Raw genomic sequence first — 23,467 nt, 5'->3', positions numbered from 1 at the left:
GCGTGCGAATCAGTAGCAGCGAAGTTCGTCGCCGACGCGGATGAGCAGATTACCATCTGCAAATGCTGGGGTCGCACCGATACTGGCACCGAGATCGACTTGTCCGATCTTTTGGTAGTTTCCGGTTGCACTTAGTACCGTGGCTTCGCCTTCCAAGCTGGTCAGCAGCATTTGATCGCCAACGATGATCGGCGATGCGCTAAAGTTGCCGCCAATCCGTTTGGTCCACTTCGATTTTCCAGTCTTGGCATCGACACAAGACGCAATGCCTTTGTCGTCAACAATGAAAAGCATGCCGTCTTTAATAACCGCGGTGGGCACATACGGCGCGTATTTTTCAACGCGGTACACCTCGGTTGGCGTTTCACCTGGTTTCGAGGGAATTCGAACGGCGACCAAATGGTTTCCACCACCACCGCTGCCACTCGTTCCGATCGCCAGATCGTCGATGATCAGTGGTGAGCTAACGCAACGCATCTTAAACGCTGGCAAACGCCAAAGTAGTTTTCCGTTGTCGAGCGAGAGTGCGAAGACGCCGTCACCGGTGTTGGCGCCGATGACTTGGTTGTTAATCACAGCGGGGACGCCATAGCAAACGCGGGTGGATGTCACTGGCGTTGACCAGCGGGTTTCGCCGGTTTTGCGATCGACGGCGATCATCCGGCTGGTTCCTGGTTCGCCGTCGCGGACTTGTTCGTTCTGCTGGGAAAAATTCAGCAGGACTGTATCGCCAACGACCGTTGGGGACGTTGCAAAACCGTGCTGGCTTTGCGCAGGACCGAAGTCACGAGACCATTGCAGGTTTCCGTCATGATCGAGGCACCGTAACCAAGTGTGTTGGCGATCGCTGTTGGCGATGTAGACGAATTGTTCGTCGGTTGCTGGCGTGCTTGAAGCAAGCGTGTTGCGGCTGTGCAGGTGATTGGCCAGCTGAGGGTACTCTTGCGACCAAAGTTCTTTTCCCGTGGCAAGTTCAGCAGCGATCAGGCGGATCGTTTCTGACTGGGGAGACATTGCCAACAAATAAACACGCCCATCTTGTACGGCGACGGAACCAACGTCACGCGACTTGAGGTCCAATGACCATTTTGTTTTCTGTTCCAACAGTCCTGCTGGCAGTGTCGCATTGGAAACGACGCCCGCTTTACCGAGCCCGTGGAACCCAGGCCAATCAGCCGCATTGGATGGCAAGCTGGTTGAACATGCGGTAAGAAGCAATGCGGCAATCCGATGGGAAAAGGCGATTCGCATGACTGGGGTGGGGCAATCGGATGGGGGTGTCAGTTGATTGTCAGACGCAAAGTTCATTCGTTCCGAAATATCGATACCGGCTGTGTCTGGCCGACCGAGGAGTCAATTCTAGCCGAATTGACTTGTGCGGTGAGATGAAGATACGCGAAAAATTCGCCTTCGCGGCCGGTGTTAGCGTCGCAAGAGCCCGTATTTCATGATGCAGCGAAGCGCGCTCACGCCGTCTCGCCATCCAATTTTCTTTCCCTCGTCGTACCAGCGGTGTCGGTAACGAATCGGGCGTTCGGTGAATCGAAGTCGTTTGCGGGCAAGACGGGCTGTCAATTCGATTTCGATTCCGAAACGTGATTCTTGCAGTTGCTCCTGGATATCGATCAGGTGTCGTCGTGGCACCATCTTGTAGCACGTTTCAACGTCACTGAGTCGGATACCGATCGCAAGGCTGGCGAGCCAGGAGATCAAACCGTTTACGGCTTGATGCCACCAAGGGGAAAGTTGTCGGTCGTAATGGCCATATCGGGTGCCGTACGCGACGTCAGCTTCTTCGGCCAGGAGCGGCTGTAACAGGTACCGAAAATCGGAGGGATCGTATTCTTGGTCGGCGTCCTGGATAACGACGATGTCACCTTTGGCGTGCTTGATTCCCGTTCGGATCGCCGCCCCCTTGCCACGGTTGTGCGAGTGGGTCAACACGACAACGTGCGGACGTGACGACAGGCTTGCGAGCGCTTCGGGGGTTCCGTCTTGGCTGCCATCATCGACCAGAATAATTTCCATCGGCAAGCCAGTGTTGGTCAAGCGATCGACAACCGATGAAACGGTCCCGCCTTCGTTGTAAACGGGGACGACAACGGAGAGAAGAAAGTCGTTGGGGAGTTCGAAAATCCCAAGCTTGCGACAGACATCGTTCCCAAGCAACGAACGCATCTTTTTGACATACTCCGTTGTCCAAAAATGCGAAGGCGAGTCACCGGAAGGATCGGATGGTTGTTCAATCGAAACGTCTTCCAACGAGCTGTCTTTCACTAGGCAATCCGAGATCGATTGAACGTTCGATGAGAAGAAAGGGCTGTCATTGGTGACGGAGGTAGTTGCAACCCGTGCTAGACCGACAGACAAAACGCGCACCGGGATTGGGACGGCGAATTGCCGTGGCATTCGATTCATTCGCCAATGCGACCGACGCAGTGTATCAAGATCCGGAGGACGCGGCGGAGAACTAGTTGGTTGATCCGAAAAATTTTTCGGATCGCTTTCAGTGGCGGCAATGATGACATTCGCAAATTGCTTGCGAATGTGAATCGAAAGATCGACCGAAACGCGGATGTGTTTTGCCGCATCGTTGATAACTTCGTCCGTCGTTGCGCGTCGAAATCATGTTCGAAACGAACGCGAGATGCGCGATGGTAGTTGGCATTTCTAGACATCGATTTGAAAGTCAACTCGCCAGTCGCCACGCGCGTTCGTTGGCGTCATTGCAAGTGATGTTCAACCGGTTCAATTGGTCACAACAAACCAAAAAAATTTTGAGTCCATTTCGCATCGAAAATTGCCGACGCTTTCCATCTTGGTGCTTTGCTACATCGCTCAGTCGTCAAACTTTGTTGTTGACATTCGGTGCCAACGTTGGCAAATTCCTGCTCGCTCGGGTTGTGGAAAAGTTGTTCTGCTTCCGAGCCAAGTACTGCTCTTCACTCGTGCACGGGAGACGCTTTGTCGTGATTCGACAAACGCTTTTGCGAACTATCGATTCGCTTTGTGCTTCCAGCTCACGTCGGTCGCGTGACACAGCTTCGTCCATTGCGACCACCCGCCCCAAGGCATTGCTTGAATTAGCCCCGGACGGCTGAATTTTCATGTTCAGCGACAAAGCCATTTTGGGATAGCGTAGGAGACGTTGTTCCGGAACAGCCGCAAGGATCTGCGGTTGAAAATTGGAAGTCGGCTCGTACGGATTGCCGGCAAGTCAAACCCCGATTTGCGACTAGGAAAGTAACTTCCGTTTTGTCACTTAATTCGGTTGGACTGGGTCAATGCCATGGACGTGCTGCGCCATCAACTACGTGACAAAACTCGAGACCGACCTTCACGGACGAAGGGCGGTCTTTTTTGATTGGTAGATCTTACACGTACACATCGGATCGATTTCTGTGGCGACGTGTATTGGTTGAAAGCCTGCGCTCTCGATAAGCAATTCCATCGGTTGCAACGTCCGGGTGGGATGTGCCGTTGCGGCTGCAAAGAAACGATGCATCAGATAGAGCAGCAGTTGGAAACGGAAGCGGCCTGTTCGCGTGATTGTTTCGTTACGAACGTCGGGAACGCAGAAGTCAACGTAGTACAACTTCCCATCCGGCTTGAGCGCGGCAAGCCATCGTGGCAACGATTCACGGAGTTGTTGCTCGGTAAAGCAATCCAAGAAGTAGGCGCTGACAATCAAATCAAATGATTGTTCAGGTGGCTTGTAATCGATCGCGTTGGCAAGTTCGAAATGGATCTGCCCAGAGTGACTGAGGCGATCAATCCGACACCTCTGGCTCGCAAGCATCTTTGGACTTTGATCAATGCTGGTCACATCGGCATGTGGTTGACGTTTGCAAAACGCTTCAAGCAGTCTGCCATCGCCGTCACCTAGGAACAACGCGGTTTGGATCGATGGCAATTGGTCCAGCAATGCGAGGCGAGTTTGATGTAGTCGAACTCCGAACATCGACACCTCAAGCATTCGATAGATCGGTGCAAGGCGATCGTATCCGCGTGATGATCGGGAGGACTTCATCGTTGTAGAAGTGCGATGCAGGTCAAAGGGGCGACGGCGATTGCGGCGTCGGCAAGTGACGCCATCCAAGCCGACGGTGACAGTTTGCGAACGCTGCGCCGCTGTTCCAGGATGACGTACGAAACGAGCAATGCATCGCTGGTCAAGATGCAGAGTCCGATGGTCATCGGTATCTGAGCCGTCGTCATGGCGATGATCGTGACGGCGGTGTGTAGAGCGATCATCAAGATGAAGCGTTCGGTCAACTTCGGGTGACGCCGGGCGAGCGAGTCGTTCCCTTGTCCTACGTCAATTTCCGATTCGGATGCCGACACGATCAAACAGTTGATTGTGAACATCGCGGCGCAGAGGATTGTGATCAGCAACAGTGGCTGCCAAGCGGTGGTCCGGTGATCGGACCAGGCGACGAGTGAAACGCCGAGGGCAAACAGTGCACCGGCTCGAACCTCTTTCGGAAATAGCGTTTTGATCGGGTTCAGCAATTGCGCGCTCACGACGTAACAGATCGCTAAACCAACGGTAACGATTCCCCAGCGGAGTTGTGTCTCGGTGGCGTGGTAGGCGGAGCACCAAGCGACTACTGCAACCGCGGTCAGCCAAGCCATTAAAAGCTTGGAGCTGTGTCGCGAATGAAATTGGTGGCGGTCAGTTGCCGGTGTGTCTTCGGAAAGCGTTCGCCCGTCGAGTAGCCGGTCGATCGTGTAGACGATCCAAATTGAAGTCCCGATGATTAGGAGTTCGTGCCACGCGGGAAGTCGGCCCGTAAATTCATTGGTAATGACTGTGTTCCATGCCAATCCAACCGTGACGGCGTCGAGTGACAGTCGATTGGGCAGCGCAACGAGCAGTGATGTTTTGCCAAGGATGCCCAGGTTCATCGCACCTTTGGCGGGGCAGGAGCGATGAAAAGGGTGGTAGACGTGTCGTGATTCATTCGGAAGTCCAGTGAAAGGTGGAGAGAAGGTTGCGACAGGTGTGGCGTTTCACCCTCAGTGCACGGCCGGCGTGTGTCATTTTTCTCGGTCGGCGAATAAATGGGAACTAGGGTTGCGCGGCGATTGGGCTGTCAGCCGGTTTGCCATTTTTTCAATCACTTGTGCACAGCTTTCAAATCTCTGGGGCAGAAAGAAGATGTCGAAGCCGAAGGGCGATCAGCCGATTCGCGAATTCCTATACAGCAATTCAATGTTCTTGGTTCTCGGATCGCTACTCGCCCTGATCTGGGCAAATGCGGACGGACTGTTTTCAGGGCATTCGTATCACAACTTTGTCCATGTCAATCTTTGGCCCGTGGCTAGTCACGGCCACGATGCCCATGGTTTGACGTTCCACTTCCTCGTCAACGATATCCTGATGGCACTGTTCTTTGCGATCGCGGCAAAGGAAGTTTGGGAATCGATCTTGCCGGGCGGGGCTTTGTCAAACATCCGGACTGCCGCGACGCCACTGTTAGCGACTGCCGGAGGAGTTGTCGGGCCATCGATCGTTTACATTATTGGTGCCCTGATGGTCGGCCAATATGGTGAACTTGGCAATGGCTGGGCGATCCCTTGTGCAACGGACATTGCGTTTAGTTACTTGATCGCGCGCCTGATTTTCGGCAATGGTCACCCGGCAATCTCGTTCCTGCTGCTTTTGGCGATTGCAGATGACGCTGTCGGGTTGGGGATTTTGGCGGTGTTCTATCCTTCGGGCGATGTCAACTTGGGGTGGTTGGGATTGACCGCCGCTGCGGTTGCGATGGGGGTTGCGTTCAACCGAGCGGGTGTGAAGAACTTTTGGTGGTATCTGGCGATCCCCGGCGTACTGAGCTGGATTTCGTTCTACATGTCGGGCATTCACGCCGCGCTCGGTTTGGTGCCGATCATCCCAACGCTTCCTCACGCCAAACGCGATGAGGGTCTCTTTGCCGAAGACGGCAGCCAATCGGACACTTTGAACCAGTTTGAACACTGGTGGAAGGAGCCGGTGGAGCTGATTCTGGGCTTGTTCGCATTGGTAAACGCGGGGGTGGTGCTTTCAAGTGTCGGTGCCGGAACTTGGTTGGTAACGCTGGGCTTGTTCATTGGCAAGCCGGTTGGGATCCTCGCGTTCAGCTACTTTGCGGTTCGTGTGTTGAAGTTGGAACTGCCGGGCGGAATGAATTTGAAGCACGTTACCGTAATCGGGTGTATTGCCAGTCTGGGCTTTACCGTGGCGTTGTTTGTCTCAACCGCTGCGTTCCCTGATCCCGGTCCGATTCAGGACTCGGTGAAGATGGGCGCGCTGTTGAGTTTCTTGGCGCCGGTGAGTGCAATTATTGCCGCCAAGGCGTTGGGAATTCGCTTGGCGTTTCTCAAACAAGAGCCGGCGGCGAACTGATCGCTGGCAGTTGCGAGGGCCGCAGCCCGGAGTTTCCGTTGGATTGCGGCCGAGCGGCGATGCGTGATTGGGCGTGCCGGAAGGCGCGTCTGCGGCACCATAGGGCGGTTTCTACACAATCCCGGATTTGATGTGGGGGCCGCGGTGTTGCTCGAATTGGCCCTCTTCGCCTATTCTTTTGGGTTCTCTTGGTAGCGAATTGCTGCGTCCGTGCGAATGGTTGCTCGGTTGCCGCAGGTTTTTTGGACGCAAGGTGGCGACAAAAGCCTCGCTTGGGAGGAAGCCTCACGTAGGGTAGGAAACGTCGCGCATGGGTTGGTATATCTTTGGGTTTGTCATTGCCATTGTCTTGTCGATGGCCGGGTTCGCGTTGATCGCGCCGCGTGTCTTTGTTCGCGCGTTGATCCGCCCTCTTTTGTCACTTTTGTATCGGAAGCATGTTGTCGGGTTAGAGAATCTGCCTGCGGAAGGCGGCTATCTGATCGTCGGCAATCACGTTTCTTGGATCGATGGTGCTGTGCTGCTTTGGATGCTGCCTCGAAACGTTCGTTTCGTCGTTGACGGCGGAAACTTTGCGACGCCATTTACGAAGTGGGTAGCCGCAGCGTTTGGTACGATCCTGATGCTGACGAATCCCAAGTCCATCGCGCGCGCACTGAAGACGGCCCGCGAAGGTTTGAAGGCCGGCGACGTCATCGGGATCTTTCCCGAAGGAACGCTGACACGCACGGGGCAGTTGCAGGGTTTCAAGCCCGGGTTCCGTAAAATCCTTCAGGGCAACGATGCTCCAATCGTTCCGTTCTATTTGGATGGGATGTGGGGGAGTATCTTCAGCTTTTCCGGCGGCAAATTCTTCTTGAAGTGGCCAAACAAATTTCGTCGACGTCTGACGCTGTATATCGGCAAGCCGCTTGAGCATGAGACACCAACAGAAATCGTTCGCTCGCAAGTCGCCCAGCTCGCGGCCCGTGCACAAGTCGAGCACCGCAGCGAATTTCCTCTGCTAAGTAAGTCCTTGATTCGCGCCTGGCGTCGACGAGGGAGTCGATTGCAAATCGCCGATTCGATGGGTACCGAGTTGAAGGGGCGTGATGCGTTGACGCGAGCTCTCGCGCTTCGTCGGATGCTTGCCCGTGAGGTGTTTTCAAAAGACGAACAGAACATCGGCATCTTGCTGCCGCCGAGTGCTGGCGGAGTGGTCGTCAACGTCGCGCTCGCTTTCGATCGTCGCGTCGCGGTGAATTTGAATTACACCGTTTCGAGCGAAGTCATCAACTACTGCATCAAGGAAGTCGGCATCAAGCATGTGCTGACAAGCGAACGGTTTCTAAGCAAGATCGGGTTAGAAATCGATTCGGATGTGATCACGTTGGAATCGGTGCGAGACAAGGTGTCGACGGCGGACAAGGCGATTGCGTTTTTGCAGGCGAATCTTGTCCCGGCTCGAATGCTGTTCAAGATCCTTGGTTTGAACCGTGTCAAGATCGACGACTTGTTGACGATCATCTTTACCAGCGGATCGACGGGGATGCCCAAAGGCGTCATGTTGACTCAGGGTAACATCAGCCACAACGTCGACGCGATTGAAAAAGCGATTCGTCTGAATGATGACGACGTGGTATTGGGTGTATTGCCATTCTTTCATTCATTCGGATACAGCGTCACTCTGTGGGCCGCGCAGGTGCTGGGGCCTTGTGGCGTTTATCACTTCAATCCATTGGACGCGAAACAAGTTGGAAAGCTTTCGCAGAAATACGGTGTCACGGTAATCCTTGGGACGCCAACGTTCGTCCGAGGATACATTCGTCGCGTCGCTCCCGAGCAATTCGCAAAGCTTGACATTTGCGTGGTCGGGGCCGAGAAGATGCCAGGCGAGTTGTTCGAAGCGTTCGAAGAAAAGTTCGGCGTGCGTCCTGTCGAAGGGTATGGCACTACAGAGCTAAGTCCGTTGGTGTCAGTAAACGTTCCGCCAACGCGTTCGCCATCCGTTCACCAGCCTGATCGGATCGAAGGCTCAGTCGGCCGTCCGTTGCCGGGCGTTTGCGCGAAAGTGGTCTCGCAAGACACTGGTGAGGAGATGAAAGCTGACGAAGACGGCATGTTGTTGATCGCCGGTCCCAACGTGATGGCCGGATACGCAAACCGTGATGACCTGACGGGAAAGGCGATCCAAGATGGCTTTTACATCACCGGTGACGTTGCCCACATCGATGGCCAAGGTTTCATTCACATCACCGGACGACTCAGTCGATTTTCGAAAATCGGCGGTGAAATGGTGCCACACGTCAAAGTCGAAGAAGAGATCTGCAATGTGATTGGCCGTGTTGGCGGAGGCGAAGAGGCCGCGGACGCTGACGAAGGCGCGATGCATGTTTGTGTGACCGCGGTTCCAGATTCAAAGAAGGGCGAGCGACTGATCGTACTGCATCGTCCCCTTGCGGTTGATACCGAAGCAATTCTGGCGGGGCTGAAAGAAGCGGGGCTGCCAAACCTTTTCATTCCCGGTCGTGATTCGTTCTACGAAGTCGATGCGATCCCGCTGTTGGGAACTGGCAAGTTGGATCTGAAAGGTGCTAAGGATCTGGCGTTGGAATTGACTGGCAGCACCGGGGCTAGCTGAAGTTTCGCTAGGTTCAGAGTGTTCTTTCGTAAGCATAAAAAACGCCGTGCAACTGAAGCCAGTCGCACGGCGTTGTCGTTTTCCAGGGAGTCGAGTTGTCCGCTAGTTGCGGAGTAGTTCGCGAATCCCGTAGGTGAAGAAGGTTCCAAGACCGAAGTTGAGAACTTCTTCTTCTGGTTTGTACTGCAGGACAAGCGTGTCGCCCGCTTTGATCAGCGGTCGAGAACTTGGTTCGTTGATCGCCTTGGCGAGGTCGACTTCGATCGCGATCTGGCCATTGCAGTCCGTCTTGCGAAGGATGTAGAGGCGACCTGGTGGGATTGTCGCGATCGCACCACCGAGTCCGCCGATGCCGCCGGAGCGTTGCGATTGGCTTGACTGTCCGTAGACACCATTTCCAACCATCGCCATCGCGCCAAGGACGTCAAGGTCATAGTCGCGAGGCAGTGGGAACTCGCCACCAGGCAGCAAGCCGCCGGTATAGAAGACTTCCGTTTCACGTGATTCGATGTAGACGATGTCGCCTTCTTGCAGCGTGATGTCTTCTTGAGTCAGGTTCGGCGATTCTCCCGGTGGTAGACGCAGCGGAATTCGCATGACCGTGGGGTCTTCGGGAAGCTTTGGCAGGCAGGCACAGGGGTCAGCCATCGCGGCGAGGCGTTGTTTGCGATACTTGGCCAAGAACTCTTCACGGGCTTCGCGATTTCGGGTGCTCGCACGCAAAACCTTGACTTGGTTCTTGGCGTTCAAGCCGGGGAGTCCACCGGTTTCGACCAAGGCGTGCAGGATGTCGTTCTGGTAGGCCTTTAGTTTGACAAGACCACCGCTGGCACTTCGGTCCGAACCGCCGCGAAGGAAGTCGGAGCTGGCTGCGTTTCGCAGCAAGCCTTGTCCGCCGCCGCCGTCTTCACGGACGACGATGACGTCGACGGTGCGTTCTTGGATGATCGTGACAATCGGGCGAGCTTTGTCGGTGCGAAGGATATCGTTGTCGATATAGGCATCGCGAATTGCGTCACGGACTTGATCAAGTGTCAGTCCGTTGACGTTCAGTGGTTCGATCAAAGGCAGCGATAGTGAGCCATCTTCCTGAACGGCGATTGGGTAACCGATCGACGGTGGCAGGGTGCTTTCCGCGTCGGGAAAGTTCACTGGCGGCGGTTCGGGTGGTGAGCTCGGTGGATTGAATGGCAACACACCTTCAATGTAGACACCCAGAATGTCACCCGCACCGAGAACGTACTCGCGTGGCGGCTCGAGTGTCAGCAGCGAGATGTCGACGGGCACCAAGTCGTTCTTTGGCTCGGCAAAGTATTGTCGAGGGACCCGGCTGGCCGGGATACCATCGATCGGTTGTGTCAATGCCGAGCAACCGGTCATTGAACCGGCAAACAGGGTCGATGCGGCGATCGTGAAGCCGAATCGCTTGATCTGGCGCCACAGTTGTGCTCGTCGTCCGTTGCCAGCGTCCTGCTGGCTCTGAACCAAGTTTGAAGGGGTTGTATTCATCCTTGAACTTCTCACTGAGGGTATTCAGCGTGGATTCTTGGCCACGAGCTGCTTATTCAAATTTGAAGGGAATGTCGTTGCCGTCAGCGTCAGCGGTTGCAGCCGCCGGTCCAACTGGGGGCAACGCGAAATCGGCAGGACTGTGACCAGCGTTGGTCGGCAAGTCGATACTGCCAAAGATGCCTTCGATCGCGTCTTCGGGAAGCTCTTGCTCGGGGCCGGTTTGTGTCGCCTGGTCGTTCAGCGAGTAGGATTCAACATCGCTTGGTAACGCCGGAGACGACTCAAGGACGAACGTTTGAGCTGGCTCTTGGGGCAGGATCTCTGCCGAGTCCAGATTCTCGATCGTGCTCGATTGAGGCATTGGCAAGGTTTCGCCGCTTTCTGGCGACAGCAGCAGTTCTTCCGTCGGCAACGGTGTGTTGCCTGGGTAAGGTTCGCCGTTGCTTGGCATGATGACTTCGACTTCACTGCCAGGAACGATGTATTCCTGAAGCGGCATTCCGTCTGGACCGTACATGACCGGAGCGGGCGCGGGTGTCGCTTCCGTTGCCGGCTCGGCGTCTGGGTCGCTTGGCAGGCGGTGCGGGCGAACGTTTGACCAATTGCTCAGGCCGTCTTGTTCTGCCGCTTTCGCACCATACGGATAGCCAGCGAAAAACGCTCCAATCGCAGCTTGTCCGCCTGGGGATTGGTATTTCCACCCCCAGTATTGGCTGGGAGCGACGGAGGGCGTGCAGCCGGATCCGCCGTTGGCGACATCGATGTAGCCCTTGATGAAGCCCGCTTTGAACTCGGACAGGTTCGCTTGGCCAGCATGGCAGCTTGCTTCACGGAACCAGGCGCGTTGTGCAAAGACCTTGTTGCGATGCGATAGCATGAAATCGTCCAAGCAATCGGACTTTCTCGCGTAGCTATACGCATTGGTAAGGATTGAGCATCCGGCAGAACCGGTCAGGATGAGGGCCGCGGTGCCTGCCAGCGCAAGAGACCTCATCCTAAGGCGTCGTTGCGTTTTCTGGCGGGAAATCGAGTCGTTTTGCGAATGACCCGATAGAACGGAATTTTGTTCGGGTGCGTTGGACGCACTGTCAGAACGAATCGCCATTTGGCCCCCCTTGGCTGCTGGCGGAATTCGAAGTCGCTTGTTTAATCAATTCGGACGACAAGCCCGATTGGGGCGGACCGTCCTAGGGGTGTTTATCGCCGTAACGGTGAAGAGGATTTAATGAAAACTGACGGAATCGCGGCTTGTGCGGGTTCTAGCATTTTTGACAGACGTTCCAATTACAATGAACTGCCATAGTTGCCTCGGATTTCAGGGTGGGCTTTCCCTCTGATCGTTGCAAAGGCAACCCAATCGGCAGAAAGAAGGCATTCTGATTTGACCTTTCGCTTTTAGACTGAGGCGGTCTGAAATCGTCGGGTAGACTTTACTGACGAGCTCACCCCAGAGGTGCGAGTCAGAAAGTCAACAGGCGGTATGAATCTCAACGGTGGTGCAAAACGACATCTATGACTTCGCTCACTCTGATATCACTAGTCTTTTCGATCGCAGCGGCCCTCGTTTTCGTCCCGGCGGTTCGCGGGTTCGCCCGTTTGGTCGGAATGGTCGACAAGCCAGACGCAGAACGAAAGCTGCACAGTAAGCCAATAGCTCTCGGTGGGGGGCTGGCGGTTTTAGCGTCTGTGCTCGCAGGTTTTGCCGCGACGATTCTGTACGACCGCCATTTTGGGGCATTCGAGTTAGGGTACGTTGCCAATCAGTGGTACCGGCTCGTGTTCGCGGGATCGGCGATCATGTTGGTCGGTTTAATTGACGACGTGTGGCTGATGCGTGGTCGCCAGAAACTGTTGATGCAGATCCTGATCATCTCGGTGTTGGTCGGCAGCGGAACGGTTGTTAGCAAGATTGGGTTGATGGGCTTTGAGATCTATCTCGGCTCGCTGGCGTTTCCTGTCACAGTGTTGTGGCTGCTGGTTTGTGTGAACGCTTTGAATCTGATTGACGGCGCAGACGGAATGGCGACGACCGTTGGTTGTTTCATTACATTCGGACTGGCTGTGCTTAGTCTGACGCAGGGATCGCCCTTGGGAGCCGCGTTCGCATTTTGTCTGACTGGCAGCTTGATTGGCTTCCTTGTATTCAATAAACCGCCCGCTTCGATCTTCCTTGGTGATGCGGGCAGCATGACAATCGGTTTGTTCATTGGAGTGCTGTCGGTCTGGAGCAGTGTCAAGGGATCGACTTTGTTGGCATCTGCACCAATCGGAATCTTGGCGATTCCTTTGTTCGATTCGACCGCGGCGATTGCGCGGCGGTGGTTGACCGGGCGCAGTATCTATGCGACCGATCGTGCGCACTTGCACCACCTTCTGGACAAGAAATACGGCCACAAAGGGATGCTTGGCATCGTGGCATTGCTCAGCGCGGTAACGACAACCTTGGCAGTTGCCTCGGTGCATTTCGAAATGCCCTGGCTGGCGATGTTGGGTATCGTGCTTGCGGGCGCATTCCTGGTGGTGACCCGTTCCTTTGGCTATGCAGAATGCCAGTTGCTGATGATGAAAGCGACTCACATGACGCGGTCATTCTTCATCACACCCGCACAGGGGCTGACTGAAAAGAACCATCGCTGTGTCCCGTTGCAGGGTACCGGTGATTGGGGAGTCGTCTGGGAGCCCTTGGTCGACTTTGCACAAGTCCACAACTTGGCAAAGATCAGTATCGATTTGAACCTTTCCTGGATTCACGAGGGCTACCACGCAAGTTGGTCCGCGGTTCGGATGCCTGACCGATTGAACCAAATTCAAATGCGGTGGCCGATCATCATTCAGACCGAAGGCAAGTCGCTGGGAGTGAATATCGGAACCTTGCACGTCGTCGCGGCGGCGGACTCGCCCGGTATCCACGAACGCATTGCTGATTTGACGATGCGTCTCGCGGATCTTGAGCCACAGGTCAAGTTGGTAATCGACGAACTAGAACGCATGCATGTTGGTGGGGCTGAAAAGGCTGTTTCGACGCCTTCGCCACGGTTTAATGCTCCCGAGCGTCACAGCGATACGTCAACGATCCTGACTTAATCTCGCCGTGTCTATTTTGAAACATGGGGCAGTGTCCGCACACCGGACACTGCCTTTTTTGTTTGCCCCTTCCAGTGCTAAGCCACCGCCTGCGTTGCGACTCTTTTCGCGGCTCTATCGTGGGCATTCGCCGAGCGTTCTGTGATGGATTAAAGAATGCTCGATGAACGCGGTAGCGGAATCTTGGGACGACGTCACGTTGTCTGTGACGGCAGCTGTCATCGGATTGGCGTCGTGGCTGTCGGCGTTATGGTCGCTCGCAAGCTCAATTGCGAATATCGGCAAAGCAGGCACAGGTCTCCGACTTGTCGGCCTGTTCGGGAATGTCCGATGAACCGGGACGGCCAAAGTGATTGAGGGTAAACCTTTGCGCCGACATCGATCGTAGCCAATAGGTATTTGGGAAGGGTTAAGTTAACTTGACCGTCCAAAGTGTCATGTTGGCGGTCGGGATGGAAAACCGCGTTGTGGGTGAAACAAAGGCTCGGATTTGAGCGAAGGTGTCACCCAGGTGGACGAAGTCCGCGCTGCCCGTTCAAATGGTGCCGGTCTTGACGAAAACGCTGGTTAAAATCGTTGAGACACGCGGTTCGAGACGCCACTTGAAGCGGCTTGATTTTGAATGCGTTGGAGGCGACTCGACGCATACTCTCGGGCTGGCGTGAACGGCAGTTCGTTTAGTTTGATGCGATCACACCAAGGATTTTGAGTTCGTGCCCATTCTTCCGAAAGAGCCCGATCGGTTTCCGCTGAATCTGTTGGAGTCAGACGTCGCGTCAAGTTCTGCGTGGTGGTTGCTGTATACGAAAAGCCGCCAAGAGAAGCAGTTAATGCGACAGCTGCGTGAGATAGAGGTCGCGCATTACGGTCCGCAAATTGAACAGCGTCGCCGTTCGCCGGCGGGACGCGTGCGAACGAGTTACGTCCCTCTGTTCGCCAACTACATCTTTCTTTGCGGATCGGATGAATCCCGATACAAAGCCGTCTGCACTGGGTGCGTCCAAAAGGTCACCGAGATTACAGACGTTGACATGTTGTTGACTGACCTATCGCAGGTGAGCGACTTGATCAACATCGGCGCCCCGATGTCGATCGAAGAAAGGATCTCGCCCGGTCAGCAGGTACGAGTCAAGAACGGACCATTCGCCGGATTCGAAGGCGTGGTGATTCGAAGAGACCAGGAAACGCGGCTGCTTGTTTCCGTGCGATTTATGGATCAAGGCGTCAGCGTCAAATTGGATGACTGCCAGTTGGATCCGATCGGTCCTGCCCCGGATGAGACGGCGACCTCTTGAGATCCTGCCGGTTGATTTGTTTTGTTTAAGAGTGACTTGTACTAAGCCCTAATTAGCGACGATTCGTATTCATGAGTGTTACCAAGATTTGTTGCATCGGTGCCGGCTATGTTGGCGGACCCACCATGGCAATGATTGCCTATAAGTGTCCCGATATCGATGTCAAAGTCGTCGACATCAACGAACAGCGAATCGCCCAGTGGAACTCGGACCAGTTGCCGGTTTACGAGCCAGGCCTTGATGACATCGTCAAGCAATGCCGCGGAAAAAACCTGACATTCACCACCGAAATCGATTCGGCGATCAAAGAAGCCGACATGGTTTTCATTTCGGTCAACACTCCCACGAAAACGTTTGGCGTCGGTGCCGGGCGAGCGGCGAACCTCGAGTTCGTTGAAAAGTGTGCACGGCGAATCGCCGAGGTCTCTGAAGGGCACAAGATCGTCGTTGAAAAATCGACGTTGCCGGTGCGTACGGCGGAAGCGGTCAAGCGAATCCTATCGAACGCAAGCAACGGCTCGACATTTGACGTGTTGAGCAACCCAGAGTTCTTGGCGGAAGGCACCGCAATTGAAGATTTGCTTGAACCAGATCGTGTTTTGATCGGCGGCGAGCGTCAGGAATCGATTCAAGCACTGGTGGACGTGTACGCTCACTGGGTTCCGAAGGATCGCATCCTGACGACGAACCTGTGGAGTAGCGAGCTATCCAAGCTGACCGCCAATGCATTCTTGGCGCAGCGTGTGTCTTCGATCAATGCGATCAGCGCGCTCTGTGAAGCGACCGAAGCGGATGTCGATGAAGTTGCCGCCGCAATCGGTACGGACTCGCGCATCGGTTCGAAGTTTCTCAAAGCATCTGTCGGTTTTGGTGGCAGTTGTTTCCAAAAGGACATCTTGAACCTCGTGTACTTGTGCGAGTATTTCGGGCTTCCCGAAGTCGCCCAGTATTGGGAACAAGTCGTCCGCATGAATGACTACCAGAAAGAACGCTTCGTCAGCCGCATGGTTCGGACGATGTTCAATACCGTCTCGGACAAGAAGATCGGCATCTGGGGCTTCGCGTTCAAAAAGGACACGAACGATACTCGCGAGTCGGCCGCAATTTATGTTTGCCGCGATCTCTTGTTAGAGAAGGCTCGCGTCTGCATCTACGACCCACAGGTGAGTCCTGAACAGGTCATTCGAGAACTGGAATACGTTTTCGCTGAAGGTGACAATGGCCTCAGCCCCGCAAAGAAAGCGTTGATCGAAAGCCACGTGACGTTCGCATCGAGCAGTTATGAAGCGGCCGAGGATGCGCATGCGATTGCGGTTTTGACCGAATGGGACGAGTTCGTCGACGTCGAGTTTGACAAAATCTATGCCTCGATGAAGAAGCCGGCATTCGTCTTTGATGGACGCAATCGCCTGAAGCAACTTGCTTTGGGTGAGAGCGGATTTGAGTACCACGGAATCGGATTCTAAACAAAGATGAACGCAGTCAAACTTCCTAAGGGACGCGTCTACGTCGCCGGCCATCGAGGGATGGTCGGTGGTGCTGTGGTCCGCCTGTTGCAAGAGCTTGGAATTGCGGATTCAGATTTGCTGACTCGTGATCGCAGCGAACTGAATCTGACCCGGCAATCTGAGGTCGAGCGTTTTTACGCCGAAGAACGTCCGGACGTCGTGATTTTTGCCGCCGCCAAAGTCGGTGGGATTCATGCGAACGACACCTATCCGGCAGAGTTCATTTACGACAACTTGATGATGGCCGCCAATTCGATTGACGCGGCTTATCGAAATGGAACTCGCAGATTCTTGTTCCTTGGCAGTACATGCATCTATCCACGCATGGCGCCCCAGCCAATGCCAGAAGATTGCTTGCTGACAGGGCCGTTGGAATCAACCAACGAAGCATACGCGCTCGCCAAAATCAGCGGGCTTAAGCTTTGCCAGCATTACCGGACGCAGTACGGCGCTCTGTTCCATTCGGCGATGCCGACGAATCTTTATGGCCCCGGTGACAACTATCACCCCAGCAATTCGCACGTGATGCCGGCGATGATCCGCCGCTTCGACGAAGCAGTGCGTACGAATGCCGAAGAGGTCGTGATTTGGGGCACAGGTACGCCGCGCCGCGAGTTCTTGCACGTCAATGATTTGGCGCAAGGTTTGGTTCACTTGGTGAACCTTGATGATCCACCAAACTTGGTGAACGTCGGGACTGGAACCGATATTTCGATTCGTGAATTGGCAGAATTGATTGCCAAGGTGACTGGATTCACCGGTAAGATTGTTCAAGATCCGTCAAAGCCGGATGGGACCCCCGTAAAGCGGACTAATACCGATTTGATCCAATCAACGGGGTGGAGTCCGAAGATTGACCTGGAAACAGGGATCAAAAGAACTTACGAAGACTATTTGCAAGCTACCGAGTCGGGCTGTTTGCGAGAAGTCTAGCGGTCATGTCGAGCCCGCGTTGGCAGGCAGAACCAGTTGTTTAAAAAATCACCACCGAACCCATCAACGTGGCTATGACGAAAAAGGCACTTATCACTGGCATTACCGGACAAGACGGTTCGTACCTCGCCGAGCTGTTGCTCGAAAAGGACTACGAGGTACACGGGATCGTTCGTCGTAGCAGTACGTTCAACACCGATCGAATCGAGCACATCTACATCGATCCGCACGACAAGAACGCGAAGCTGTTCTTGCACTACGGCGATTTGACTGATGGTCAGAGCTTGACCAACTTGGTGCTGAATGTTGAGCCGGACGAAATCTATAACCTTGGGGCGCAATCGCACGTTCGCGTTTCGTTTGATGCACCGGTTTACACCGTGCAGACGGTTGCCGTCGGTGCGTTGAACGTGCTCGAAGCGGCTCGCCAGCTGAACCAGCAAAAGCAGGTTCGCGTCTATCAAGCATCGAGCAGTGAGATGTACGGCGACGTCTTCGAAACGCCTCAAACTGAGAAGACACCGTTCTGTCCCCAAAGCCCGTACGCCTGTGCAAAGGTTTACGCGTTTCACCAAACCGTGAACTACCGTCACGCTTACAATCTGTTTGCTTGCAACGGGATTTTGTTCAACCACGAATCGCCACGCCGTGGTGAAACCTTTGTGACTCGAAAGATCACGCGTGCGGCGACCCGCATCAAAGTTGGTTTGCAAGAAAAACTGTATCTTGGAAACTTGGATGCCAAACGCGACTGGGGCTACGCGAAAGACTATGTTCGTGGCATGTGGATGATGCTCCAGCACGACACGCCAGATGACTATGTTCTGGCGACAGGTGAGACCTACACCATTCGCCAGTTCTTGGATTACACGTTCCAGTACTTGGATCTGGATTGGAAGGAGTTCGTCGAAACGGACCCACGGTACTACCGCCCAACGGAAGTTGACTTGTTGCTTGGTGATTGCAGCAAAGCAAAAGAGAAGTTGGGTTGGGAGCCAGAGACGAGCTGCAAAGAGCTAGCTGAACTGATGGTCGACCACGACCTCGAACTCGCCCGCAGCGAAGCATCGCGCCAAGCAACCGCTTAGTATTGGATCTGGTTGGATAGCGGATTTGCTTTCGCAACGGCGCGCCGGCTTCTCGGTGTGCCGTTGGTGTTGTGATGGTTGCAAACGCAACTCATGTCTTATCTTAGCCAATCGAGAGTAAGGTCGCGCTCGCAAACGATCGTAGCCATTGCTAGCTTCTTGCTGGCAATGGTTCCGGCGGCAGTGGCGATCGATTTCGGGGGCGCGCTCAACTGGAGCCAATATGTAGGCTCAGTGGTGGCTGCTTCGATTGCCAGTGTATTGTTTATTGCGGTGTCTGTTCACGGCCTGCCGCGATTTCGAGTGCCTGTTGTTTTCCTTGTGTTCGCTTTGTGGAATGCATACGCATGGGTGCAGGGAACTTCGTTTCCAGTCTCCATCGCTGAGAGGCTTTCGCCTGGCGTAGCAAACGAATTCCTCGATTCTCTTGCTCCAATCGAAAAAGGTGTTGCTCACGCCGGGCTTTTCGTCGATCAGTTGCCGCTTTCGGTTGATGCTGATTCGACGTTTCATGCGGCGGCGCTTTGGAGTGTCGCGATTGTCATTGCTGGAGTCTTTCTAGCCTGTTCGAGAATGCCGTCTGTTGTCCCCGCGGTATTGTTATCCCTGTCGCTTTCGGTGTCGATTGTTGATTTCGTATCGCTGTTGGACAGCGCGTTTTCAATTAGCGGTTGGGCTCGCGAAGGCTCACTCGGTTTTGGGCCGTTCGTTAATAGGCATCATGCCGGGCTCTTCACTTTATTCGGACTTGCAGCGACGCTCGGAGTCGCCCATTGGCGCTACGCAAAAGTAAATCATCGAGGTGAGTTCTCGTCCGGTTTCAGCTTTGAGGGTTTGGCTGAAAGTTTTCGAGACTCACTTTTCAGCTATTCGATCGCGGCGATCGTGTTGCAGGCGAGTGCGCTACTCGCTTGTGGATCCTTGGTGGCGGTCGTTGGCTTGGTTGGTTCATTGCTCTTCGTCGTCAACCGGGGGCGTTATCGGAAATTGATTGCCTTGGTAGTTGTCGTTGGGGGACTATCGGTTGCGATTATCGGTTCAATTTATGCGTCGGAATCGAGCCGCCAGCAGGCGTTCTCATTGGTGTTTCGAGGAGCGGTGGTTGAAGATGCGAGTCAGGCGGAGGATCAGCGATGGGATCATTGGTATGACGCAATGCGTTCAGCAAAAGCGTATCTTCCCTTTGGCGCTGGGACGGGAGCCTACGCTTACGCCTATTTGCCATATCAAAGCCGAAGCGCGGAGGCATGGTTTCACCATGCTGACAATTTGTGGATCGAGACAATTGTCGACCAGGGCGTGATAGGTGGAATTTTCTTAGTCATCGCGATTGTTGTTGTCTTTCTCCAACTCGATCGTCTGAATACGGAAGAGGCTATCGCAAAAGGCGGGAAGACGGCGGGGTTGTTTGCTTTCGGAGCTACAGTTTGGACGCAGACCTTTGACTATGGATTGGTGCTATTTGCGAATTTATTCGCATTCTCTGTGCTGATGTCAGCTGTCCTCTCAAAGAGTAATTTTGGGTTCGAGGCAGATGGCTCACGAAGCGTCCGGTTTTCGAGAATGGGTTGTAAGGTCTTAGCAGTCGTTTTTCTCCTGGTAGCGATAGGGGCTTCGCTTAATGTTTTGCGAGACGATGCGATTGTTGAGAGCGAGGTTCGATCGGCAGAGGCTCTAATTGGTCAGGCAGCTACTGATTTTGCGGTGCTTGATCGTCGGATTGAGCGTATCGAGCAAATTCTCACCAAAGATGATTCGCCGGCGCTCCACCGCGTTGCCTGTTCATTGCTACAGCAACGCGCGCGATTCAGTGAAATCGAGTATTTGAATCCGACAAACGCGGAGGAGGCGGAGCAAGCGATAAGTTTGACGTCGAAAACCGGTCGCAGGCTTCGTCCGCTAGCGGATGCCTCGAGTGCGCCGAAGCCGAGTTACCAGGAATTCTATCGACGAGCATATGCACATGCGGTGCAAGGCGCCGTCGATTTACCGCTTGATCCAGATCTGCTCAGTAAGTTGGTTTACCTTGACTTCGTCGAACCTGATCAGGTGGATTCTTTGGCATTGGTGTCTCGACTATTTCAACTGCAAAAAAGGTTCCCACGCCAGCTATTGCGACTTGGTCAATTAGCAGAGCAGTCTGTTGGAATCGATTCAGAGCAGATTGCGATTAAGTGCTACTACATGGCCTCTCTGTTGCAACCGCCGTCAGTTGCGGAGGCGATTCGATTCGCCGCCCGCCATCCAGGAGTCGCTGTTAGTGAAGTCGTGCCAGCGAATTCACTGCATCTTCAATATGCGGTACGGTTTCTTCTGAAGACACCTGTGATCCGAACGCAGCTTGGCGTATCTGCGGATGACTTTTTCCGGATGGTAGCAGCGGAATTGGACTGCAGTTCAGCGGATTCGCTATTGCAACAATCGGCATGTTGGCGACTGCGTGCCAAGGTCTTGTTCGAATTGGGTGAAACTGCCGAGGGTTTGAAGTCACTGATGGTTGCTCGGGAGCTCTCGCCCGTCGATGCATCAATCTACTTGGAGCAGATTGATGAAATGGTCAAAGCTGGCATGTACCTCGAAGCCACCCAGGTAACCACGCTGGCATTACAAGTTTTTCCGGAAGACAGTCGTTTCGAGGCATGGCGGCACCGACTTGCTGCAATGTCCCCTCTAAAATAGTTTGGTGCAACGTTGAAGAAGTATTTGTCTAGGGCGATGTTTAATTACATTGCAAATCGGCCCGATTCTGCGGTCGTGCGAAAGGTCGTGGGCGTTGCAAATCGAATACGCAAAGCACAGTTCAATTCCTCGAACCACGACATTTATACTAACGGTGAGAGGGACGTTCTGCAGGCCTGCGTCAATCAGAAAGAATCAGGCAGACCGTTCGTTATTTTTGATGTTGGTGCGAACGAAGGGCAGTGGGCAGAAGTCGCTCTTAGTACATGTCCAGACTGTCAATTGCACGCGTTTGAAATCGTACCATCGACACGTGCGGAGTTAGAGAAAGCCATTGGTGGTCGACCGAATGTCTTGATCAATGACGCTGGTTTGTCAGATAAGAACGAAGAGGTGGAACTACAGTACTATCCTGGGAATTCGACAGGGACAAGTGCATATGAGCTGCCTTGGAATTGTAAGCCGGAGCTTTTAATTGCTGAATGTCAGCGCGGCGATGACTATGTGAAGCGAAATGGCATTGATCACATCGACTTTTTGAAGATTGATGTCGAAGGGATGGACTACAAGGTCATATCGGGGTTTCTAGAAACTATCGCATCTGGTCGCGTTGATGCCATCCAATTTGAATACAACGCTGCTGCTGCTGTATCACGGTGTCTCCTCAAGGATTACTACGATTTGTTGGAGGCCCATGGGTATCAGCTAGGGCGAATTTTTCCTAACCGAGTGGAGTTCAAGGAATACAACGTATTCAATGACGAAAACTTCTTGCAGTGCAATTTCTTTGCTGCCCGAGAAGAACTCACTGCGAAAATTCGCTGGGCATAACGTGCGTGTTGAAGCCTAGGTAACACAGAAAGAATTGCTTGAATGGGAGACTCACTAACTAGCCAGACTATACGTGGGATCGGATGGATTTCGGTCGCATCGATTCTTGCCAAGTTGATGGCGCTGGCTGCTCAGCTGGTTTATGCTCGGCTGTTGTCGCCCGACGAGTACGGATTGTTTGCATTGGCCAGTTCGATCACCGCGGTGTTGTCAGTTCTGCAGCAGGGCGGTGTATCGCAAATTCTGATTTCGCGTCCAAAAGCGGTGTCTCGTCTTCTTGGGCCCGGGCTTACCGCTTCGATTTGCCTTGGTACTCTGGCTGCTGCGTTGCTCTTGGCGTCGACCCCAGTTCTTGTGAGGGTGTTCGGTGAGCCACGGTTACCTTACGTATTACCGTTTTTTGCGGTATCGATCGTCTTCGCAAGCATTTGTTCACCCGCAACAGCTTGTATTCAGTCGAAGATGAACTACCAACGATTGTCAATGATCGAAGTAGTTAATTCGCTGGTGAAGGCTGGCCTAGGGATCTGCCTCGTCGTCTCTGGATTTGGGGTGTACTCACTGCTGCTTCCGGTTCCGGTTGTTGCCGGTTTTTATGCGATTCAGTCTTGGAGAGCATGTGGCGAGAAGTTTCGTATTTCGTTTTCACCACGTTTGATTCGAGCGATTGTTGTCGCGGGCGCACCGACTGCGTTGGCGCAGTTAATTTTTATGACAACTTGGCATGGTGATTATGTAATTGTCAGATTGTTCACCGATTCGACATCGCTTGGGATCTACTTTTTGGCCTTCTCGCTTTCGATTCAGATTTTTTCGCTCACTTCCAATAATATCACCCGAGTTCTTTTCGCAGGGCTAAGCCAGCTTTCGAAAGAGCCCGTTCGTCAAACAGCTGCATTTTTTAGAGCCGCACGGGAATTGGCGCTGATTGCGTTCCCAGCAAGTTTTTTGCAGATCGTGATCGCCTATCCCGCAGTCGAAATCGGATTCAACGAAAATTATCAGGGGATCGCTCCAATCATCCAAATCCTAAGTTTTGGACTCGCATTTCGGTGTGTTGGTTCGCCAGCCGGTGCGTTGCTTCAGGCACAGCGGCGATTTAATCGATTGCTATTGATAAGTGTTGTTTACGCGGTGCTGTTCCTTTCAGCGGTTGCCGTTTGTGCGAGTCAGTTTGGGATTCTAGGCGCAGCATTTGGTGCGACTGCGTACTTTATGTTTTTGGGTCCTGTGAACGTGTTGTTCTGTGTCTCATCCCCGCGGAAGTGCTTACCGGATGTGATCGCTGTTTTCATCGGCCCGGCGATTTGTGGCGTGATCGCACTCGTTGGGGCACTTTACTTGCAGTTTGTCGTCATGGCGGGTACGAATGCGTTTTTGCGTGGCGGAGTGAGCGGTTGCGTGTTTTTGTTCCTCTACGCGGTCTTGATCCGGCTACTGTTTCCCGAGTCTGCAAATGTTCTCGCGAATCGCGTTCAGCCACTGTTGCGACGTGTAGTTCGGGTTGGTCGCTAGTCCTGTGGAGG

At 53.8% G+C, this 23,467-nt stretch carries 16 protein-coding genes; 10 read left to right on the top strand and 6 right to left on the bottom strand.

Features of this window, described 5'->3' with window-relative positions:
• Nucleotides 1-9 precede the first annotated feature (9 nt).
• The 4 genes from CGZ80_RS05555 to CGZ80_RS05530 form a co-directional block, all read right to left on the bottom strand.
• Nucleotides 10-1,308, bottom strand: a complete 1,299-nt coding sequence (locus CGZ80_RS05555; RefSeq protein ID WP_094412218.1) for a PQQ-like beta-propeller repeat protein — start codon at nucleotides 1,306-1,308, stop codon at nucleotides 10-12.
• Nucleotides 1,309-1,422: 114 nt separating this feature from the next.
• Nucleotides 1,423-2,277: a glycosyltransferase family 2 protein gene (locus tag CGZ80_RS05550; protein ID WP_233148243.1), complete on the bottom strand. Its 855-nt coding sequence runs from the start codon at nucleotides 2,275-2,277 to the stop codon at nucleotides 1,423-1,425.
• A 1,060-nt stretch (nucleotides 2,278-3,337) separates the two neighbouring features.
• Nucleotides 3,338-4,030: a class I SAM-dependent methyltransferase gene (locus tag CGZ80_RS05535; protein ID WP_094412213.1), complete on the bottom strand. Its 693-nt coding sequence runs from the start codon at nucleotides 4,028-4,030 to the stop codon at nucleotides 3,338-3,340.
• On the bottom strand, nucleotides 4,027-4,908 hold the full coding sequence (locus CGZ80_RS05530) for a hypothetical protein (protein ID WP_094412211.1): 882 nt from the start codon (nucleotides 4,906-4,908) through the stop codon (nucleotides 4,027-4,029). Before CGZ80_RS05530 ends, CGZ80_RS05535 begins: the two co-directional genes overlap by 4 nt.
• Before the next feature lie 253 nt (nucleotides 4,909-5,161).
• Here CGZ80_RS05530 and CGZ80_RS05525 point away from each other — a divergent pair, with 253 nt between their 5' ends.
• The gene (locus tag CGZ80_RS05525; protein WP_198953631.1) at nucleotides 5,162-6,391 is read left to right on the top strand and encodes a Na+/H+ antiporter NhaA; all 1,230 of its coding nucleotides are present in this window, start codon (nucleotides 5,162-5,164) and stop codon (nucleotides 6,389-6,391) included.
• A gap of 310 nt (nucleotides 6,392-6,701) precedes the next feature.
• Nucleotides 6,702-9,011 (top strand): AMP-binding protein, encoded by a 2,310-nt coding sequence (locus CGZ80_RS05520; protein ID WP_094412209.1) that lies wholly within the window; start codon nucleotides 6,702-6,704, stop codon nucleotides 9,009-9,011.
• Nucleotides 9,012-9,113: 102 nt separating this feature from the next.
• Here CGZ80_RS05520 and CGZ80_RS05515 read toward each other — a convergent pair whose 3' ends face one another.
• Together CGZ80_RS05515 and CGZ80_RS05510 are read right to left on the bottom strand one after the other, a co-directional pair.
• Nucleotides 9,114-10,520 (bottom strand): polysaccharide biosynthesis/export family protein, encoded by a 1,407-nt coding sequence (locus CGZ80_RS05515; protein WP_094412207.1) that lies wholly within the window; start codon nucleotides 10,518-10,520, stop codon nucleotides 9,114-9,116.
• A 52-nt stretch (nucleotides 10,521-10,572) separates the two neighbouring features.
• Nucleotides 10,573-11,517, bottom strand: a complete 945-nt coding sequence (locus tag CGZ80_RS05510; protein WP_143543759.1) for a hypothetical protein — start codon at nucleotides 11,515-11,517, stop codon at nucleotides 10,573-10,575.
• Between the two features lie 518 nt (nucleotides 11,518-12,035).
• Between CGZ80_RS05510 and CGZ80_RS05505 the strand changes: the two genes are divergently transcribed.
• The 8 genes from CGZ80_RS05505 (at nucleotide 12,036) to CGZ80_RS05470 (ending at nucleotide 23,456) form a co-directional block, all read left to right on the top strand.
• Nucleotides 12,036-13,607: a glycosyltransferase family 4 protein gene (locus CGZ80_RS05505; protein WP_094412203.1), complete on the top strand. Its 1,572-nt coding sequence runs from the start codon at nucleotides 12,036-12,038 to the stop codon at nucleotides 13,605-13,607.
• A 713-nt stretch (nucleotides 13,608-14,320) separates the two neighbouring features.
• A complete protein-coding gene (locus CGZ80_RS05500; protein ID WP_094412200.1) occupies nucleotides 14,321-14,902 on the top strand; it encodes a transcription termination/antitermination protein NusG in 582 nt (193 codons plus the stop codon).
• A 71-nt stretch (nucleotides 14,903-14,973) separates the two neighbouring features.
• Nucleotides 14,974-16,368, top strand: coding sequence for a UDP-glucose 6-dehydrogenase (locus CGZ80_RS05495; RefSeq protein ID WP_094412198.1), 1,395 nt, complete (start codon nucleotides 14,974-14,976; stop codon nucleotides 16,366-16,368).
• 6 nt (nucleotides 16,369-16,374) lie between these two features.
• Nucleotides 16,375-17,343 carry a GDP-L-fucose synthase family protein gene (locus CGZ80_RS05490; protein WP_094412196.1) on the top strand — a complete coding sequence of 323 codons (969 nt, stop codon included), beginning with the start codon at nucleotides 16,375-16,377 and terminating at the stop codon, nucleotides 17,341-17,343.
• Between the two features lie 74 nt (nucleotides 17,344-17,417).
• Nucleotides 17,418-18,431 carry a GDP-mannose 4,6-dehydratase gene (gene gmd / locus CGZ80_RS05485; RefSeq protein WP_094412194.1) on the top strand — a complete coding sequence of 338 codons (1,014 nt, stop codon included), beginning with the start codon at nucleotides 17,418-17,420 and terminating at the stop codon, nucleotides 18,429-18,431.
• A gap of 78 nt (nucleotides 18,432-18,509) precedes the next feature.
• The gene (locus CGZ80_RS05480; RefSeq protein WP_143543758.1) at nucleotides 18,510-21,110 is read left to right on the top strand and encodes an O-antigen ligase family protein; all 2,601 of its coding nucleotides are present in this window, start codon (nucleotides 18,510-18,512) and stop codon (nucleotides 21,108-21,110) included.
• Nucleotides 21,111-21,146: 36 nt separating this feature from the next.
• Nucleotides 21,147-21,941, top strand: coding sequence for an FkbM family methyltransferase (locus CGZ80_RS05475; RefSeq protein ID WP_094412190.1), 795 nt, complete (start codon nucleotides 21,147-21,149; stop codon nucleotides 21,939-21,941).
• Between the two features lie 42 nt (nucleotides 21,942-21,983).
• On the top strand, nucleotides 21,984-23,456 hold the full coding sequence (locus CGZ80_RS05470; RefSeq protein ID WP_094412187.1) for an oligosaccharide flippase family protein: 1,473 nt from the start codon (nucleotides 21,984-21,986) through the stop codon (nucleotides 23,454-23,456).
• The last annotated feature ends 11 nt before the right edge of the window (nucleotides 23,457-23,467 follow it).

The organism is Rhodopirellula sp. MGV, assembly GCF_002251265.1.
Classification (GTDB): domain Bacteria; phylum Planctomycetota; class Planctomycetia; order Pirellulales; family Pirellulaceae; genus Stieleria; species Stieleria baltica_A.
This window is presented reverse-complemented; position numbering and strand designations above follow the sequence as displayed.

What these genes read in the sequence shown, in the direction of transcription:
- CGZ80_RS05520 (WP_094412209.1), top strand. Translation starts at nt 6,702, where the DNA reads ATGGGTTGGTATATCTTTGGGTTTGTCATTGCCATTGTCTTGTCGATG.
- CGZ80_RS05510 (WP_143543759.1), bottom strand. Translation starts at nt 11,517, where the DNA reads ATGAGGTCTCTTGCGCTGGCAGGCACCGCGGCCCTCATCCTGACCGGT.
- gmd (WP_094412194.1), top strand. Translation starts at nt 17,418, where the DNA reads ATGACGAAAAAGGCACTTATCACTGGCATTACCGGACAAGACGGTTCG.
- CGZ80_RS05525 (WP_198953631.1), top strand. Translation starts at nt 5,162, where the DNA reads ATGTCGAAGCCGAAGGGCGATCAGCCGATTCGCGAATTCCTATACAGC.
- CGZ80_RS05470 (WP_094412187.1), top strand. Translation starts at nt 21,984, where the DNA reads ATGGGAGACTCACTAACTAGCCAGACTATACGTGGGATCGGATGGATT.
- CGZ80_RS05490 (WP_094412196.1), top strand. Translation starts at nt 16,375, where the DNA reads ATGAACGCAGTCAAACTTCCTAAGGGACGCGTCTACGTCGCCGGCCAT.
- CGZ80_RS05535 (WP_094412213.1), bottom strand. Translation starts at nt 4,030, where the DNA reads ATGAAGTCCTCCCGATCATCACGCGGATACGATCGCCTTGCACCGATC.
- CGZ80_RS05555 (WP_094412218.1), bottom strand. Translation starts at nt 1,308, where the DNA reads ATGAACTTTGCGTCTGACAATCAACTGACACCCCCATCCGATTGCCCC.
- CGZ80_RS05475 (WP_094412190.1), top strand. Translation starts at nt 21,147, where the DNA reads ATGTTTAATTACATTGCAAATCGGCCCGATTCTGCGGTCGTGCGAAAG.
- CGZ80_RS05515 (WP_094412207.1), bottom strand. Translation starts at nt 10,520, where the DNA reads ATGAATACAACCCCTTCAAACTTGGTTCAGAGCCAGCAGGACGCTGGC.
- CGZ80_RS05495 (WP_094412198.1), top strand. Translation starts at nt 14,974, where the DNA reads ATGAGTGTTACCAAGATTTGTTGCATCGGTGCCGGCTATGTTGGCGGA.
- CGZ80_RS05505 (WP_094412203.1), top strand. Translation starts at nt 12,036, where the DNA reads ATGACTTCGCTCACTCTGATATCACTAGTCTTTTCGATCGCAGCGGCC.
- CGZ80_RS05530 (WP_094412211.1), bottom strand. Translation starts at nt 4,908, where the DNA reads ATGAACCTGGGCATCCTTGGCAAAACATCACTGCTCGTTGCGCTGCCC.